The sequence below is a fragment of the Chitinimonas koreensis genome (assembly GCF_014353015.1).
GTDB lineage: Bacteria > Pseudomonadota > Gammaproteobacteria > Burkholderiales > Chitinimonadaceae > Chitinimonas > Chitinimonas koreensis.
Genome location: NZ_CP060704.1, coordinates 3,432,323 through 3,447,539 on the forward strand (window position 1 = coordinate 3,432,323; position 15,217 = coordinate 3,447,539).

General features: G+C 71.0%; 15 protein-coding genes. 5 read left to right on the plus strand and 10 right to left on the minus strand.

From position 1 onward, the window contains the following. Nucleotides 1-39: 39 nt before the first annotated feature. Together H9L41_RS14305 and H9L41_RS14310 are read right to left on the minus strand one after the other, a co-directional pair. Entirely contained in the window at nucleotides 40-909 is an 870-nt protein-coding gene (locus H9L41_RS14305) for an efflux RND transporter periplasmic adaptor subunit (RefSeq protein WP_187523425.1), read from the minus strand. A gap of 244 nt (nucleotides 910-1,153) precedes the next feature. Further along, nucleotides 1,154-2,107: a DUF808 domain-containing protein gene (locus H9L41_RS14310; RefSeq protein WP_028446244.1), complete on the minus strand. Its 954-nt coding sequence runs from the start codon at nucleotides 2,105-2,107 to the stop codon at nucleotides 1,154-1,156. Nucleotides 2,108-2,459: 352 nt separating this feature from the next. Here H9L41_RS14310 and H9L41_RS14315 point away from each other — a divergent pair, with 352 nt between their 5' ends. Next, nucleotides 2,460-4,580, plus strand: a complete 2,121-nt coding sequence (locus H9L41_RS14315; RefSeq protein ID WP_051319015.1) for a response regulator — start codon at nucleotides 2,460-2,462, stop codon at nucleotides 4,578-4,580. A gap of 7 nt (nucleotides 4,581-4,587) precedes the next feature. On the opposite strand, the gene H9L41_RS14320 is transcribed toward H9L41_RS14315, so the two are convergent. From H9L41_RS14320 to H9L41_RS14340, 5 genes are all read right to left on the minus strand, one after another. Then, nucleotides 4,588-5,358 carry a hypothetical protein gene (locus H9L41_RS14320; RefSeq protein ID WP_051319014.1) on the minus strand — a complete coding sequence of 257 codons (771 nt, stop codon included), beginning with the start codon at nucleotides 5,356-5,358 and terminating at the stop codon, nucleotides 4,588-4,590. A 229-nt stretch (nucleotides 5,359-5,587) separates the two neighbouring features. After that, on the minus strand, nucleotides 5,588-6,625 hold the full coding sequence (locus H9L41_RS14325) for an RNA methyltransferase (protein ID WP_028446242.1): 1,038 nt from the start codon (nucleotides 6,623-6,625) through the stop codon (nucleotides 5,588-5,590). A gap of 110 nt (nucleotides 6,626-6,735) precedes the next feature. Further along, a complete protein-coding gene (locus tag H9L41_RS14330) occupies nucleotides 6,736-7,680 on the minus strand; it encodes a hypothetical protein (protein WP_028446241.1) in 945 nt (314 codons plus the stop codon). 11 nt (nucleotides 7,681-7,691) lie between these two features. After that, a complete protein-coding gene (locus tag H9L41_RS14335; RefSeq protein ID WP_028446240.1) occupies nucleotides 7,692-8,141 on the minus strand; it encodes a CesT family type III secretion system chaperone in 450 nt (149 codons plus the stop codon). Between the two features lie 567 nt (nucleotides 8,142-8,708). After that, on the minus strand, nucleotides 8,709-9,653 hold the full coding sequence (locus H9L41_RS14340; protein ID WP_187523426.1) for a hypothetical protein: 945 nt from the start codon (nucleotides 9,651-9,653) through the stop codon (nucleotides 8,709-8,711). On the opposite strand from H9L41_RS14340, the gene H9L41_RS14345 reads away from it, so the two are divergent. After that, on the plus strand, nucleotides 9,654-10,478 hold the full coding sequence (locus H9L41_RS14345) for an energy transducer TonB (protein WP_187523427.1): 825 nt from the start codon (nucleotides 9,654-9,656) through the stop codon (nucleotides 10,476-10,478). It abuts the gene before it with no gap. 183 nt (nucleotides 10,479-10,661) lie between these two features. On the opposite strand, the gene H9L41_RS14350 is transcribed toward H9L41_RS14345, so the two are convergent. Then, nucleotides 10,662-10,949, minus strand: coding sequence for a putative quinol monooxygenase (locus H9L41_RS14350; RefSeq protein ID WP_308419514.1), 288 nt, complete (start codon nucleotides 10,947-10,949; stop codon nucleotides 10,662-10,664). A 112-nt stretch (nucleotides 10,950-11,061) separates the two neighbouring features. On the opposite strand from H9L41_RS14350, the gene H9L41_RS14355 reads away from it, so the two are divergent. The 3 genes from H9L41_RS14355 (at nucleotide 11,062) to H9L41_RS14365 (ending at nucleotide 13,396) form a co-directional block, all read left to right on the plus strand. Further along, the gene (locus tag H9L41_RS14355; RefSeq protein WP_187523428.1) at nucleotides 11,062-12,000 is read left to right on the plus strand and encodes a GlxA family transcriptional regulator; all 939 of its coding nucleotides are present in this window, start codon (nucleotides 11,062-11,064) and stop codon (nucleotides 11,998-12,000) included. Between the two features lie 135 nt (nucleotides 12,001-12,135). Beyond that, entirely contained in the window at nucleotides 12,136-12,543 is a 408-nt protein-coding gene (locus tag H9L41_RS14360; RefSeq protein ID WP_157461974.1) for a DUF6210 family protein, read from the plus strand. Nucleotides 12,544-12,919: 376 nt separating this feature from the next. After that, a complete protein-coding gene (locus tag H9L41_RS14365) occupies nucleotides 12,920-13,396 on the plus strand; it encodes a hypothetical protein (protein WP_157461973.1) in 477 nt (158 codons plus the stop codon). A gap of 119 nt (nucleotides 13,397-13,515) precedes the next feature. Here H9L41_RS14365 and H9L41_RS14370 read toward each other — a convergent pair whose 3' ends face one another. Both H9L41_RS14370 and H9L41_RS14375 read right to left on the minus strand, forming a co-directional pair. Continuing rightward, the gene (locus H9L41_RS14370; protein WP_028446237.1) at nucleotides 13,516-14,391 is read right to left on the minus strand and encodes a TauD/TfdA dioxygenase family protein; all 876 of its coding nucleotides are present in this window, start codon (nucleotides 14,389-14,391) and stop codon (nucleotides 13,516-13,518) included. A 111-nt stretch (nucleotides 14,392-14,502) separates the two neighbouring features. Next, complete coding sequence (locus H9L41_RS14375) at nucleotides 14,503-15,210, minus strand: hypothetical protein (protein WP_211236878.1); 708 nt, start codon at nucleotides 15,208-15,210, stop codon at nucleotides 14,503-14,505. Nucleotides 15,211-15,217: the final 7 nt, after the last annotated feature.

The window sequence follows — 15,217 nt, forward strand, 5'->3', positions numbered from 1 at the left end:
GGGCGCGGCGCAGCCGTGGCTGCGCCGTATGGATTCGGATCAGGGCCTGGAGCGGGCCGGGTTGCCGGGGCCGTCGAGGCCGGCGAAGCTGGCGCGGCACTTGACGCCAGACGGGATGTCGAGCCGCGGATTGGGCATGTCGAGGAAGACCACGAAGGTGCCGCTGGCCGCATCGATGATGCGGTCGACCATGCGGACCTTGGCCGCGTAGCTGCCGCGGCCCTGCAGCTCGGGCACCACGCTGGCGGCCATGCCGACCGCGGGCTTGCCGAAGGCGGACATCGGCAGGATCACGCGGATGCGCAGCGGATCGAGCTGGGCGAGCTTGAGGATGGCGCGCTTGCCGGCGCCGGGCTCGACCACCTCGCCCGGATAGGCCAGCTGGTCGACCACCACGCCGTCGAAGGGGCTGCGGATGCTGCGCAGATTGAGCAGGCCGCTCTGCTGGCGGTATTCGAGCCGGGCCGCCTCGCGGTTCTCGCGCGCGACCTGCAGCTCGGCCTGGGCCTGCTTGTATTCGGCCTCGGCGTCGTCGCGGTCCTGGGCGGACAGCAGCTTGTCGGCCGCCATGTCGCGGCGGCGGTTGAACTTGCGGCCGGAGAATTCGATCTTGGCCTCGGCCAGGCGACTGGGCCCGACCTGCTCGGACTTGTAGCGCGCCAGCTCGGCCGAGGCCTGCTCGGCGGTCGATTCGAGCGCGGCCAGCAACTGGCCGCGGGCGACCTTGTCGCCGCGCCGCACGGTCACGCGTTCGAGCAGCCCGGTGACCGGGCTGGACAATTCGACCATCTGCGCCGGCTCGATCAGGCAATCGAAGCCGGCCCCGGCGGGCGTCGCCGCGGCGGCGACGGCCTTCGGCGCGGCCGGCACGGTCGCCGCCAGCGCATTCGTTCCCCACGAGATCGCCATGCCGATGGCGATCCCCCCTCCAGCATCCACTTCTTCATCATCCCTGCCACTCGTCTGTGAGCCGCGCTCGTCGGGTGCTATTAGGTTGCCCCGTACGTGTTACGAATTATTTCAAGCGCGCGACTCTAACACATTGGCATCACGAACGATTTGAAGGAAAACGCATTCGGAAATTTTGCCGGATGGCTTGCGCCCGGCCCGCCGAACCGCGACGCGGGCCAAAGCGCTTAAGGGCGGACGCCATCTATTCCTGGGCCTTGCGGCCGGCGCGCAGGCGCTGCGCCAGGCTCACCACCGCCAGCGTCAGCGCGCCGGCCAGGACACCGACAATCGCGTCGATCAGGCTCGGTATGACAATGGCCAGGGCGGCGCCGCCGGGCAGGCCGGCTGCGGCATGGGTGAGCGACTCGATCGGGCCGTGCAGGAAGGGCAGCCCGTGGCTGAGGATGCCGCCGCCGACCAGGAACATCGCCGCCGTGCCGGCCACCGCCAGCACCTTCATCAGGTAGGGCGCGGCGGCCAGGATGGCGCGGCCGGACGCGCGCTGGCCGCGGGCCCAGGCGCCCTCGCCTGCCCGGCGGCTCAGGTAGAGCCCGCCGTCGTCGAGCTTGACGATGCCGGCCACCACGCCGTAGACGCCGATGGTCATCAGCACCGCGATGCCGCTGAGCACCATCACCTGGGTCGAGAAGGCCGCGCTGGCCACCGTGCCGAGCGTGATCGCGATGATCTCGGCCGACAGCACGAAATCGGTGCGCACCGCGCCTTCGATCTTCTCGCGCTCGAACGCCACCATGTCGGCGGCCGGATCGGCCAGCACCGCGCTCAGCTCGGCGTGGTGCGCCGCGTCGTCCTCGCCGCCGTGCAGGAACTTGTGCGCCAGCTTCTCGAAGCCCTCGTAGCAGAGGAAGGCGCCGCCGACCATCAAGAGCGGCGTCACCAGCCAGGGCATCAGCGCGCTGATCGCCAGCGCCGCCGGCACCAGGATCAGCTTGTTGCGCGCCGAACCCTTGGCCACCGCCCACACCACCGGCAGCTCGCGCTCGGCGCGCACGCCGGCGACCTGCTGGGCGTTGAGCGCCAGGTCGTCGCCGAGCACCCCGGTGGTCTTGCGGGCGGCGGCCTTGGTCAGGAGCGCGACGTCGTCGAGCACCGAGGCGATATCGTCGATCAGGGCAAGCAGGCTGGAACCGGCCATCGTGGTACTCCCGGAATTGATGGTGAAGAAGTGGATCTGCAGGACGAAGACATGGGCATGGACGCGCCCTCGGGCGGCCGCCGCGCGCCGCATCGTAGCAAGCGCGCCCCGCCCTGTGCGAAGGACGATGCGGGCGACGCCGCGGCCAGGGTAACGGCGCGACTCGCAGCACGCCGCTTTGGTGCATAATCCAGCGCATTTTCACGCATGCGTCATATCGGTCGGGCAACCGTACCGGGCGCGGCGGCATATATGGAACGGTGCGCCGCGGCGCGCCGATGACTCTTGACCGGGCCGGCGGCGCACGCCGCGGGGCCGGATGCGATAGCCGTACGATCCAGGGGACAGTGCCTTGCAACGCCTATTCGATCTGTTCGATCTGTTGAAGCCGAGAACCGTCCGCACCCGCATCCTGTGGCTCTTCCTCGCCGTCAATCTGCTCGCCACGGCGGCCTACACCTACTACGTCTGGGATCTCAAGGCGGCCGGCACGCGCGAGGCGATCGACGCCCGGCTGGTGGCCGGCGTCAGCGCCGCGCCCAAGATGATCGGCCAGGCCTATCTCGACGCCGCGCGCGGCCCCGACTCGATCGACCCGCAGCGCTACCTGGCGCTGGTGCGCCAGCTCGACGACTACTGCCGCCGCACCGGCCTGCGCTATCTCTACGTGTTCACCGAGGTCGACGGCAAGCTGCTCTACGTGGCCGACGCCGCCAACGAGGACGAGATCCGCGTCAACAACTACGGCCACTACTACCAGCTGTACGAAACCGATCCGCACCCGGCCATCCTCGACGCGCTGCACAGCGGCCGCACCCGGGTGGCCGAATACCGCGACCGCTTCGGCTACTTCCGCTCGGTGTTCCAGGCGATCGAGCGCAGCGACGGCAGCCGGCTGGTGGTCGGCGCCGACGTCGACATCAGCTATGTGCGGGCCGAGCTGCACAAGGCGCTGTACCAGTCGCTGGCGATCGGCGCGCTGATCTTCCTGGCCGGCGCCGCCGGCTGCTTCTGGCTGGCGCGGCTGATCTCGCGGCCGGTGTCGGCGCTGGCCGACGCGGTCGACCAGGTGGCGCGCGGCGACTACCGCACGCGGGTGCCGGAGCGCGGCAGCGAGGAGCTGGTGCGGCTGGCGCGCGCCTTCAACGCGATGGGCGCGGCGATCGGCGAGCGCGCCGCCGAGAAATCGCGCCTGCTGGCCGAGCTCGAACACAACGAGGCGGTGCTCGAGGCGCGCGTGCACGAGCGCACCCATGCGCTGGCCGCGGCCAACGCCGCGTTGCGCGCCCACGAGCAGGAACTCGAGGCCGCGCGCGAGGTGGCCGAGCAGGCCTCGCGCATGAAGTCGCTGTTCCTGGCCAATATGAGCCACGAGATCCGCACCCCGATGAACGCCATCATCGGCATGACCCACCTGGCCCAGATCACCGAGCTGACGCCCAAGCAGCGCGACTACGTCGACAAGATCCAGCGCTCGGCCCACCACCTCTTGGGCATCATCAACGACATCCTCGACTTCTCGAAGATCGAGGCCGGCAAGCTGGCGCTCGAAGCCGCCGACTTCGAACTGCAGGGCGTGCTCGACAACGTCGCCAACCTGGTCGGCGAGGCCTGCGCGCGCAAGGGCCTGGCATTGGACTTCGAGATCGACCCGGCGCTGCCGAGCCGGCTGCACGGCGACCCGCTGCGGCTGGGCCAGGTGCTGGTCAACTTCGCCAACAACGCGGTCAAGTTCACCGAACGCGGCGGCGTCGCGGTGCGCGCGCAACTGCAGGCCAGCGATGCCGATGCGGTGCAGGTGCGCTTCGAAGTCGAGGACAGCGGCATCGGCATGACGGCCGAGCAGCAGGCGCAGCTGTTCCAGCCGTTCCAGCAGGCCGATCCGACCACCACCCGCAAGTACGGCGGCACCGGCCTGGGCCTGGCCATCGCGCGCGAGCTGGCCACGCTGATGGGCGGCGAGGTCGGCGTCGACAGCCTGCCTGGCCAGGGCAGCACCTTCTGGTTCAGCTGCCGGCTCGGCCGCAGCCGCAGCGCGACAGCGAACGCGCCCGCAGCCGCCGACGACGGCCTGATCCCGGCCGAACTGGCCGCCATCCACGGCAGCCGCGTGCTGCTGGTCGACGACAACCCGATCAACCAGGAAATCGCCGCCCACCTGCTGGAACGCGCCGGCATGGTGGTCGACCTGGCCGACGATGGAGAGGAAGCGCTGGCCAAGCTGGCGCAGCGGCGCTACGAGCTGGTGCTGATGGACCTGCAGATGCCGGTGCTGGACGGCCTGGCCGCCACCCGCCGCATCCGCGCCCGGCCCGAATGGGCCGCGCTGCCGGTGGTGGCACTGACCGCCAACGCCACCCACGGCGACCGCGAACGCAGCCGCGAGGCCGGCGTGAGCGACCACCTGGCCAAGCCGATCGAGCCGGCCGCACTGTTCGACATGCTGCTGCGCTGGGTGCCGGTGAGCGCCTGAGCGGCGCTCACGGCTGCAACTGCAACGCCTTGCTCAGCTTGAAGTCCTCCCGTTCGCCCGCCCCGCTGGCGCTGCCGCGCTCCTCCTTGCGCACCAGCAGCAGCCGGTCGCCGGCGACCTGGTAGCTGCGCTCCTCGTCGCTGCGCTGCTCGAAGCCGACCACCACGAAGGCCCGGCCGGAGAGGTCCTGGTGCCGGCGGCTCGCCAGCGGCGTGCCGTCCGCGCCGATCCAGACCTCCAGCCGGGTATCGAACTTCTTGACATATTTGCGCTCGCGCTCGCCGAGCATGTCGATCGGAATCTCGAAACTCAGCTTGCGGGCCGGCTTGCCGCCGTAGCTGTCGGCCACCTCGCCCTTGAAGACCGCCTCCTCGATCGCGCGGGCGAGGCCCGTGGCGGCCGAGGTCATGCCGCGCAGCTCCACGGCGTCGAGCTCGCGCAAGGCGTACAGCGTCGGCGTCCTGGCCTTCTTGTCCTTGCCGCTGGCGCGCGACTCGGCCTCGGCCCGCGCCAGCAAGTCCTTGCCGTAGAGCAGTTGCAGGCCGCGCGCGCCATCCTCGACCGCGAAGCTGGCCTGGCCCTGGCGCTCGTCCGCGTCCTGCCCCTCGCCCTGCTTGCGCCAGGTCTTCACCTCGGCCACGGCCTTGATCGGCGATTGCCCTTGCAGCCGGTTCAATGCGGCCTTGAGGTCGGCCAGGCCGTCGGCTTGCGCCGGCGCGCTGCAAAACAGGAACAGCGCTGCGCCGACCAGCAGGCCGCGCTTGTCGGATGCGTGCATGGATCGCCCTTCGAAGAAAAATGGGGAGCTTGGGCAGCGGAGCTCGACGGGAGTTCGCGGCCCGCCCGGCGGCCAATTCGATGCGGGCCCCCTCGATCAGGACTCCGGCCGCGCCGGTTCCAGCGGTCGCCGTTCCGGCTTCGCGCCCGACCCGGCCGGGCAACATCCGGCAGGTCGCCGGCGCCATTCGAGCCGGCCGCGGCCGGGCAGCGAGCGAACCGCGCCGAGATCAGCGCGCGCGCCGCAGCCGCGAGGCGTCGACCACCTGCACCGCCCGCGCCCGCAGCTGGCCGCAGCCGCCATCGATGTCCTGCCCGGCCGAGTTACGCACCTTGGTCAGCACGCCGCGGCTGTGCAGGTAGCGCGTCATCGCCGCGATGCGCTCGGCGTCGGGCCGCTGGAATTCGTCGGACTCGAGGCTGTTGTAGGGAATCAGGTTGAGCACCGCATACTTGCCGGCGAACAGCCGCAGGATCGCGTCCATCTCGTCCTGGCCGTCGTTGATGCCGCGCAGCAGCGTCCACTGGTACTGGATCGGGTAGCCGACCCGGCGCGCGTAGTCCTCGCCCAGCGCCATCAGCGCCTCCGGATCGATCGCCGGCGCGCGCGGCAGCAGCTGGCGGCGCAGCTCCGGCCGGCTGGTGTGCAGCGACAGCGCCAGCGCCGGCTTGACCCGCTGCTGCGGCAGCCGCTCGAACACCCGCGGGTCGCCCACGGTGGAGAACACCAGGCTCTTGTGGCCGATATTGCCCTCGGTGCCGAGCAGATCGATCGCCTCGAGCACGTTGTCGAGGTTGTGGGCCGGCTCGCCCATGCCCATGAACACCACCTTCTTCACCGGCCGCAGCCGGCGCGCCAGCACCACCTGGGCGACGATCTCGGCGCTGCCGAGCTGGCGCAAGAGGCCGCTCTTGCCGGTCTGGCAGAACACGCAGCCGACCGCGCAGCCGACCTGGGTCGACACGCACAGGCCGTCGCGCGGCAGCAGCACGCTCTCCACCATCTGGCCGTCGGCCAGTTGCACCAGGAGGCGCGACGAGCCGTCGGCCGCCGGGTGTTCCGACACGATGCGCGCGAGGCCTTCGATGCGCTCGGCCAGCGCCGGCAGGCCCTCGCGCACCGCCAGCGGCAGGTAGTCCTCGGTCCGCCGGTGCTTGGTGCCGGTGTCGAGCGGCAGGCCGCGCAGCCAGGCGCGGCTGACCCGGCCGATATGGCAGGGCTTGGCGCCGAGGTCGGCGAGGGCTTGGTGGAATTCGGCGATGCGCATGGGGCGCGCATCGTACCACCGCCGCGCGGCAGGCGGCGGCCGGCCGGACGTGCGTCCACCGCCCTCCGCCGCCCCGCCGGATCACGCGATCGCGGCGGCCGCGGTCGCGATCAGGACTGGCCCGGCCTGACCGTCACGCTGTCGATATGCACCAGCTCGGTCGGCCCGTTGCCCTCCTGCCGGTAGCCGAACACCGGGAACTGCTGGCCGTCGTAGCAGGCGTGCATCTTGTCGGCCACCTGCTGGAAGGCCGGCTTGGCGGCCTCCCAGTCCGGATAGCCGCCCAGCGCCGAGTTGGGGCTGAACAGCAGTCCGGCCAGCGCGTCGGGCGGCACGCCGACCGCCTGGATCTCGTTGTTGTCCAGCGGCTGGCCCGGCCGCTCGGCCTGGTCCGCCTTCAGCTCGGCCAGCACGCTGGCCAGCCGGGCCGAGGCGGTGCCGTGGTCGAGGTAGGACTTGCCGGTCGGCTGGGCGTTGGACGCCTGGTCGGTGGCGTGGATGCCGACCAGGTGGTCGCCCATCTTGTCCGGCAGCGTCAGCACGCCGATGCAGCGCGGCATGGCGGCCACCTCGGGCCCCATCTTGTAGAAGTTCGGCACCAGGTCCTGCTGGGCCAGCACGAACTTGCGCAGGTAGCCGCCGTCGCAGGGCTGGCCGGGCCGGGGCTCGATGTCGAGATCGTGATTGAAGTCCAGATGGGCGTGCTTCATCTGGCAGGAGCGCACCAGCAGGCCGCCGCCGGCAAAGGCGTCCTGGATCTGGGCGACCCGGTCCGCCAGCGCGACGTCGACCCGGGCCACCTGGCCGGTCGCATGGGCCGAGGGCGGGTGGGCCGGCGCGCGGGAACGCGACGGTCCCGTCATGGCGCCGTTCGACAGCTGCGGCAGCGGCGCGTGGCTGGCCGTGTGCAGGCCGGTGCCCGAGCTGGACGGCTGCGGCTGCGAGCCGGTCGTCAGCCGCGGCGCAGCCTGCGGCGGCGGGGGCGGCGGCGCCGCCGCCGCCGAACCGGTGTGTGTCGTACCGTGGGTATTGCCCAGGCCGATCGGGGTCGTCATCGCCGTCCTCCTCAGATGAAGCGCAGCATCGGCGCGGCCAGCTCGGGCATGGCCGGCGCCGACGGCTGGGCCGGCCGGGCCAGCAGCGTCCGCGCGCGGCGGGCCAGCACCACGAAATTGCTCAGCAGGTTGCCGAGCACCGGCTCGGACAAGGCCTCGAACGGATGGCTGGCGCGCAGCAGCAGGCGGCCGGTGGCGGCTTCGAGACAGAATCCGGCCGGCGCCAGCTCGTCGGCGTTGGCTTCCAGCAGCCGCAGGGCCAGCTCGGGCGTCACCGGCGTGCCGAATTCGGCGAACAGCGTCAGTTGCCCGGCCTGCTCGGCGGCCAAGATGCCCAGCTCCAGGCCGTCGTCGGTGCGCAGCGGGCAGAAGCCGTCCGGGTCCAGCCGCAGGCAGGACGCGCCCCACAGATAGCCCAGGCCTTCCAGCAGGCGGTTCACCGCCTCATTGCGATCGCTCATTGCTTTCCTTGCGAGGATGAAGACCGGCCTGAGTGACGGCAGCGCCGGCCCGGTTCCATCGCGGCGGCCGCCGTGCACGGCGGCATGGACGAATCGGCGGCGAGGCCTTATACCTGCGGCATGACGGCGACGACGGAGAAGTGGTCTTGAAGGCAGGCGCAGCCCACGCAGCGGCATGCGGCAACGACGGCGGCGGCGCGCCATGACGAGCCCTGCCCTGCCGTTCGAATCCGGCCGCCCGCGCCGGCGCTGGGGCGAGCCGATCGACTGGGCCGTGCTGGCCAGCGTGCTGCTGCACGCGCTGATCCTCGCGCTGCGCTTCGGCGTGCCCGGCGGCGGCCAGGGTCCGGTCCCGCCCGTCGCAACGCCTCTGCAGATCGTCCTGGCCACGCCCGTGCCGGAACCCGACCCGGCCGATACGCCGGCGGCGCGCGCCGAGGCGGCGCAGCGCATCCCTGCCCCATCCCGGCCCACACCCGCCGATCGCGCGGTCGCCGCCACGGCGCCCCCCGCCGCGCTCACGCCGGCCACCGCACCGGTCGCCAGGCTGGTGCAGCGGCCCGATCCCTACGCCTTCCGCAGCAAGCCGATCGCCGCCGGCAGCACCGCGCGCAAGGCGGCGCGCATGCGCACCCGCACGCCGGTCCTGACGGTGGACCAGGGCCGCTGGGAGATGGACACCCGCAGCGAGGCGCGCGAACAGCCGCCGGCCGAACTGGCCGACGCGCCGATCGGCGGCGCCAACCTCGACATCGCGCGGCGCGAGCCGACCTCGCCCGGCATCCCGGCGCTGATCGAGCAGGCCGCCGACGTCCACGCCGACATCGCCGCCGCCGAGCCCGACCATGAGCAGGCCGAGGAGCTGGCCCACAGCGAGCAGCTGCGCGTCGCCGCTGCGCTGAAGGGCGAGCCGCCGCCGGCGCCTGCGCGTCCGCGCGCGAAGCCCCTCCGCAAGCCCCCGAGCCGCAGGCCGAAGCGGCGAAGCAGCAGCCGGCCGAATCGGATCGCCAGGCCGCGGAAGCGGCGGACGCGCCGACCGAAACCGCCACCGAGGCCGCGGCCGAACCGCCGCCGGCCGAAGCCCCCGCGACCGAGGCACTCGCCCAGGCCGAACAGGCCCGCCGCGCCGCCGAAGCCGCCGAGCAGAAACGTGCCGAAGAACAGGTCGAAGCCGCCCGCCGGACCGCCGAGGCGCAGGCGGCCGCCGAGCGCCAGCGCGTAGAAGAAGCCGCCAAGGCCGAACAGCTGCGGATCGCCCAAGAAGCCGCCCGAGAACGCGCCGAAGCCGTCGCCAAGGCGGAAGCCCTGCGCCAGGCCGCCGAGCAGCAGGCCGCCGCCGAGCGCCAGCGCAGCGCGGAAGCCACCGCGCGCAAGCAGGCCGAGGAGGCCGCCCGGCTCGCCGAGGCGGCGGCGCGGCAGCGTGCGGAAGAAGCCGCCCGGGCGGCCGAACGCCAGGCCGCTCAGGAACGGCAGCGCGCCGCGGAAGCAGCCCAGGCCGAGCAGGCGCGCCAATTGGCCGAGACCGCGGCCAGGCAGCGCGCCGAAGAAGCCGCACGAGCCGAAGCCGCCCGCAAGCAGGCCGAACAGCTGGCCGCCGAGCAGCGCCGCCAGGCCATCGCGCAGGCCGAGCAAGCCCGCCAGGCCGCCCTCGCCCAGGCCGAACAGGCGCGCCAGGCGGCGGAAGCCGCCGCGCGCAGGCAGGCCGAAGACGCCGCCCGTGCCGCCGCGACGCGCCAGGCCGCCGAAGCGGCCGCCGAACAGCGTGCGCAGGCCGCGGCCATCGCCGCGCGCGCATCCACCGCCACCGGCCAGGGGATCGGCGACGGCAGCAAGAAGGGAGACGGCGGCAACGGCAGCACGACCGCCTCGGGAGGCGGCATCACCGTGCCGCTCACGCCGCCGCCGGGCCTGACGCTGGCCGAGCGCGCGCTGCAGCAGCTGCGCCAGCGCGATCCGTTCGAGGAACGGCGGCCGCGCATGCGCACCGCCGAGCTTTCGCGCACCGCGGTCGCCGCCGAGATGGAATTCAGGTTCTATGCCGAGAGCTGGCGGCTCAAGGTCGAGCGCATCGGCGCGCTCAACCCGCCGCGCTTCGCCAAGGACGGCCTCTACCAGACGCTGGTGATGACCGCGGTGGTCAACAGCGACGGCTCGCTGGCCTCGGTCTACATCAAGCGCGGCAGCGGCGACAAACGGCTGGACGAAGCGGCCCGCGCCATCGCCGCCGCCGCCTCGCCGTTCGCGCCCTTCCCGCCCAAGATGCGCGAGAGCTACGACCAGGTCGAGATCACGCGGACCTGGAATTTCTCGGAAGGAACGGCGCGGCTGGGGTTCTGAGCGCTGTCGGCGAGCCTGGGCGCAGTGACGGCAAGGCCCTGCGGCAGTCGGTAGTCAGCCATCGAGACGCCCCCGCTCGAACGCGAAGCCCGCCAGGCCCAGCGCATGCCGGGCCCGACACGATGGCGCCGTCCAGGCGAAGGGCCGCAGCATCGCGGCCGCGCGCTCAGCGCATCTGGTTCTTCAATCCCAGCACCTCGATCGGCTCGATGCTCGCGGCGCCGCCAGCATCTCGCCGGCCTTGGCCATCAGCGCCTGGGCGATCGGCCCGTCGAGGTGGGCCTGGCGGGCCGCCTCGGTCTCGAAGGCGTCGAACACGCCGAAGGTGGTCGGCGACAGCCGCAGCGCGAACCAGATCGGCGTGCCGGCCTCCTGGTTGGCGAGCGCCAGGCCGGCCTCGAGGAAGCCGGCCACCTCCTGCTCCTTGCCGGGCTGGGCTTCGAGGCGGGCGAACAGGGCGTACTTGATCATGTCGATTCTCCTTGGACTGGATGGATGAGGCCGCGCGGTACAGGGCGCACTGTACGCAGTCGGCCGGGCCACCCATACTGTCCGGAACGACAACTTCGATATCGATCCTGCCATGAACGTCACGGTCCTGGTGCTCGACGGCGCCTTCGATTCCGGCCTCGCCACGGTGCTCGACGCGCTGTCGACCGCCAACGAGCTGGCGCAGATGTGCGGCGTGGCGGCGCCGCGGTTCGAGGTCGCATTGGCCGGCGTGCGGCCCGAGGTGCGCAGCGCGCTGGGCATGCGGGTGCCGGTGCGGCCGCTGGCCGACTGCCCGCCGCCCGACTGCGTGATCCTGCCGGCGGTGGGACCGAAGATGCCCGAGCCGCTGGTGGAAGCGCTGGGCCGGCCCGACATCGCCGACGCCATCGCCTACCTGCGCCAGTGCCAGGCCGCCGGCGTGCAGATCGGCGCCGCCTGCATCGGCACCTTCGTGCTGGCCGAGGGCGGCCTGCTCGACGGCCACGACGCCACCACCACCTGGTGGCTGGTGCCGCTGTTCCGCCAGCGCTACCCGCGGGTACGGCTGGACCCGCAGCGCATCCTGGTGCCGAGCGGCCGGCTGGTCACCGCCGGCGCCGCCTTGAGCCACATCGACCTGGCGCTGTGGCTGATCCGCCAGCACAGCCCGGAACTGGCCGCGCTGGTGGCGCGCTACCTGATCGTCGACGCCCGTCCTTCGCAGTCAGCCTACATGATCGCCGACCACCTGGCGCATGCCGACCCGCTGATCGAGCGCTTCGACCGCTGGACGCGCGAACACCTGCACCGCCCGATCTCGCTCGACGAGGCGGCGCGGGCGCTGGCCACCAGCAAGCGCACGCTGTCGCGCCGGCTGGCCGAGGTGCTGGGCAAAACGCCGCTCGGCTATATCCAGGATCTGCGCGCCGAGCGGGCGGTGCATCTGCTGAAGACCAGCGCGCACAGCGTCGACCGGATCGCGGAGCTGGTGGGGTATGCGGACGGGGTGACGCTGCGGGCGCTGTTGCGACGGAGGTTGGGGGTGGGGTGAGGGAGTTGCGGAGGAATTGAGCGTCCCGACAGAATCCTTGAGCCGAATCCCCCGGGGCTATGAGACCCAATAAACCGTCAAGCCAGCATTCGCTCGAGATACGAATCACATCAGCTATGCAACGCAAAGGCGAACATGCACTCCATCCAGCTTTACGATCTGACTCAATGTGCCCTGATCCTGCCGATCTGTTCCGGCATAATTTATACCAATCAGGCGGGAGGAACGAAGTGCGCACAGCCTAGCGTCGAAGGTGTACTCCTTCCCTTGGAGCACGGGTCGGCACCATCGCTTTCCTTGGTCGAAGCACTTTGTTCGCTCTTTCCCGAAGGTGGAAACGGGGATATCAATTCGTTGATTGCCGACCGAATCGATTCAATTTTCAAATCGCTCCCCAGCATCCTTTCCATTTCAGTCGATCGATCGCAACTGCATGTCTCGATGGAAGCATGGCTGCATGTGATCGTCACCTGCTGCGACAATTACTCTGGAGACTTGAAATTTCCAACGCCTGCAATTCTGACTTGGCCGTCCAGCGACTGATACAGATGATCGACCAGGAAAAATCCGTGATTAATCGACTCTCCGCCAATATCTGGCACGCGCATGATCTGCCATCAACCAAGGTGGGCACTCCATGAATCCATTACACCCAAACCAAACCGACAAGCTCTACACAGGCACCCCAGCTGTCTCACAACGTTTCGCAACCATGGCGCCCCGGTGGTTGACCCAATTGGTCGCGGGTCTGTCCGATCACCTTCCGTCCGGTGCTGAGCATGAGCGTGTCATGTGCATCGACCTTCAACCAGAACGTGCCGGCAACCTGTTAATCCACCGTTGGCAAGCCGAGTCCGTCGCCCCTTTACTGATCGAAACCAGCACCCGCCGCAACGGCAACCCCGACCTGCACCGTGCCGTGCAAACCCTCCACCGCGAAGCGCTGGCAGGTAACACGGCAACGGCCGAAACCTGGGCCGCCGCCCTCGAACCCGCCCTGCGCGAAATCTACCGCTACGCCTATGCCTACGCGGACGCCTACGCCATCGCCCACGCCACTGCGCACGACTACGCGATGGCCAACGACTACGGCGAGGAGGGCGCGGCCGAGTTCGCCGAGTCCTATGCCAAGCTCAACACCGGTGCCAACGCCAAGTCGTTCGCCGACGCCAATGCGATCGCCAACGCGCGCGCCATGGCTGCGGCCTTCGCCGCCGGCGATGCCGAGGCCTACGCCGAGACCTGGCCGGCCGCCTGGCTGCAGGCCTGCGCGCTGGCCCATGCCGGCGACGACGGCGCGGCGCCTTCGGCCGAACGCTTGCAGGCCAGCTACCGGCAGCTGGCCGACGGGCTGCTCGCCGCGTTGGCCGAGCTGCCCGCGCCACGGCCGGACTGAGCATCCGGCGAGCAGGCCGCAACCTGCTCGATACGGAGCCCGCCCGCATCGGGCGCGCTCCGGCACCGGCCGGTCAGGCCTTCAGCACGAATTCGAGGCGCAGATGCCGCGCTGCAACCTCAGGCCTGCGGCCGCGTCCCGTTGATCGACACCCGCTGCCCATAGCGCGAATGCGGGTAGTAGTCCCATACCGCGTGGTGCTGGGTGCAGCGGTTGTCCCAGAACACCAGGGTGTTCGGCGTCCAGCGCACGCGGCAGTGCAGGATCGGCTCGTGCGCCACCCGCGCGAACAGCATGTCCAGGAGCGCGCGGCTCTCGCTGCGCGCCAGCTGCACGATGTGCGAGGTGAAACCGGCGTTGACGAACAGCAGCTTGCGGCCGGTGTCGGGGTGGCGCACTACCACCGGGTGCTCGTTCTTGGGGATCACGTATTCGGGCGGCGGGGTGTAGCCCTGCCACGGGATCAGGCCGTCGTGGATCGCGGTCAGGCCGTCCAGCAGCGCCTTCATCGGCGGCGACAGCAGCTCGTAGGCCAGGTGCATGTTGGCGAACAGCGTGTCGCCGCCGCAGCCGATCTCGGGCGTGCGGGTCACGTAGAGCATCGAGCCGAGCGAGGGCTCGGCGTCGGCCGTGCCGTCGGTGTGCCAGTCCTCGCCGGCGACGAAGCGCGAGTTCTTGCTGGCGGCCACCTCGAGGATGGCCGGGTCGCCGCCGTCGAGGTCGGCCAGCGGCAGCCGCCGCAGCTCGCCGAAGTGGTTGGCGAAGCGCTTGTGGTCCTCGCCGCTCAGCAGCTGGTCGCGGAATACCAGCACGTGGTGCGCCAGGAAGGCCTGCTTGATCTCGGCCAGCTGCCGCTCGCTCAGCTCGCGCGACAGGTCGACGCCCGAGATCTCGGCGCCGATCACCGGCGTCAGCGGCGCGACCTCGATCGCGCGGTAGTCCGGCTGCGGCCGGGTGGCGATGCGCTCGACCGCATCCAGTACGAATTGCTCCATTCCATCCTCCGGGCCTGTCGTAGGTCGATCAGGCATTGCGTGTAGATCGGTTGCTGCTCGAAGCGCACAGGCCGTGCGCCGCTCGTCGATGCGTTGATACGGATTCGTTCCCTACAGCCCGCGCGCCAGCAGGTCGGCCAGGATCAGTTGGCCGAAGGCGAGGTTGCCGTGGATCGGGTCGTCGGGCTCGCTGAACTCGGGCCGCTGCAGGCCGTCGTCGCCGCTGACCTCGGCGCGCAGGTCGACCACCTCCACGCCCATGGCCCGCAATTGGCGCAGCATCACCTCCTGCGCCGCCATGAACACTTCGCGGTCCGACAGCGCCGGCACCCGCTGCGGCGGCAGCGCGGCCAGCACCCGCAGGCCCAGGCCGCGCGCATGGCGATAGAAGGCCAGCGCGTCGCGCGCCATGGCGCAGACGATGTCGTCGAACAACCGGCTGGCCAGGAAGCCCGGCGGGAACGCGCCGTCGCGATCGCGGTAGATGCGCCAGTTCTCGCGGGTGGCGAAGAAGTGCGCGCTGAAGCCGAAGGTGCACACCAGCGGCACGCCGCCCGGCGGTGCGGCAAGCCCGGCCAGCCCCGGCGCGCCCAGCTCGGCCAGGAAGCCGCGGTAGAGCCGCTCGGCCTCGGCCTTGCGGAATACCGGCTCGCCGTCGACCAGGTCGAAGAAGCCGGCGTTGAACTCGCGCCCGGCGCCGAGCGGGCCGCCCTGGAACGGGATGCCGGCCGCCCGGGCCGCACGGCCGATCGGGCCGGCGTGCGAATCGCCGAGCAGCAGGAAGCGCGCGCGCGGCGGCATGGGGATCGGCGTCGTCACGTTGCAC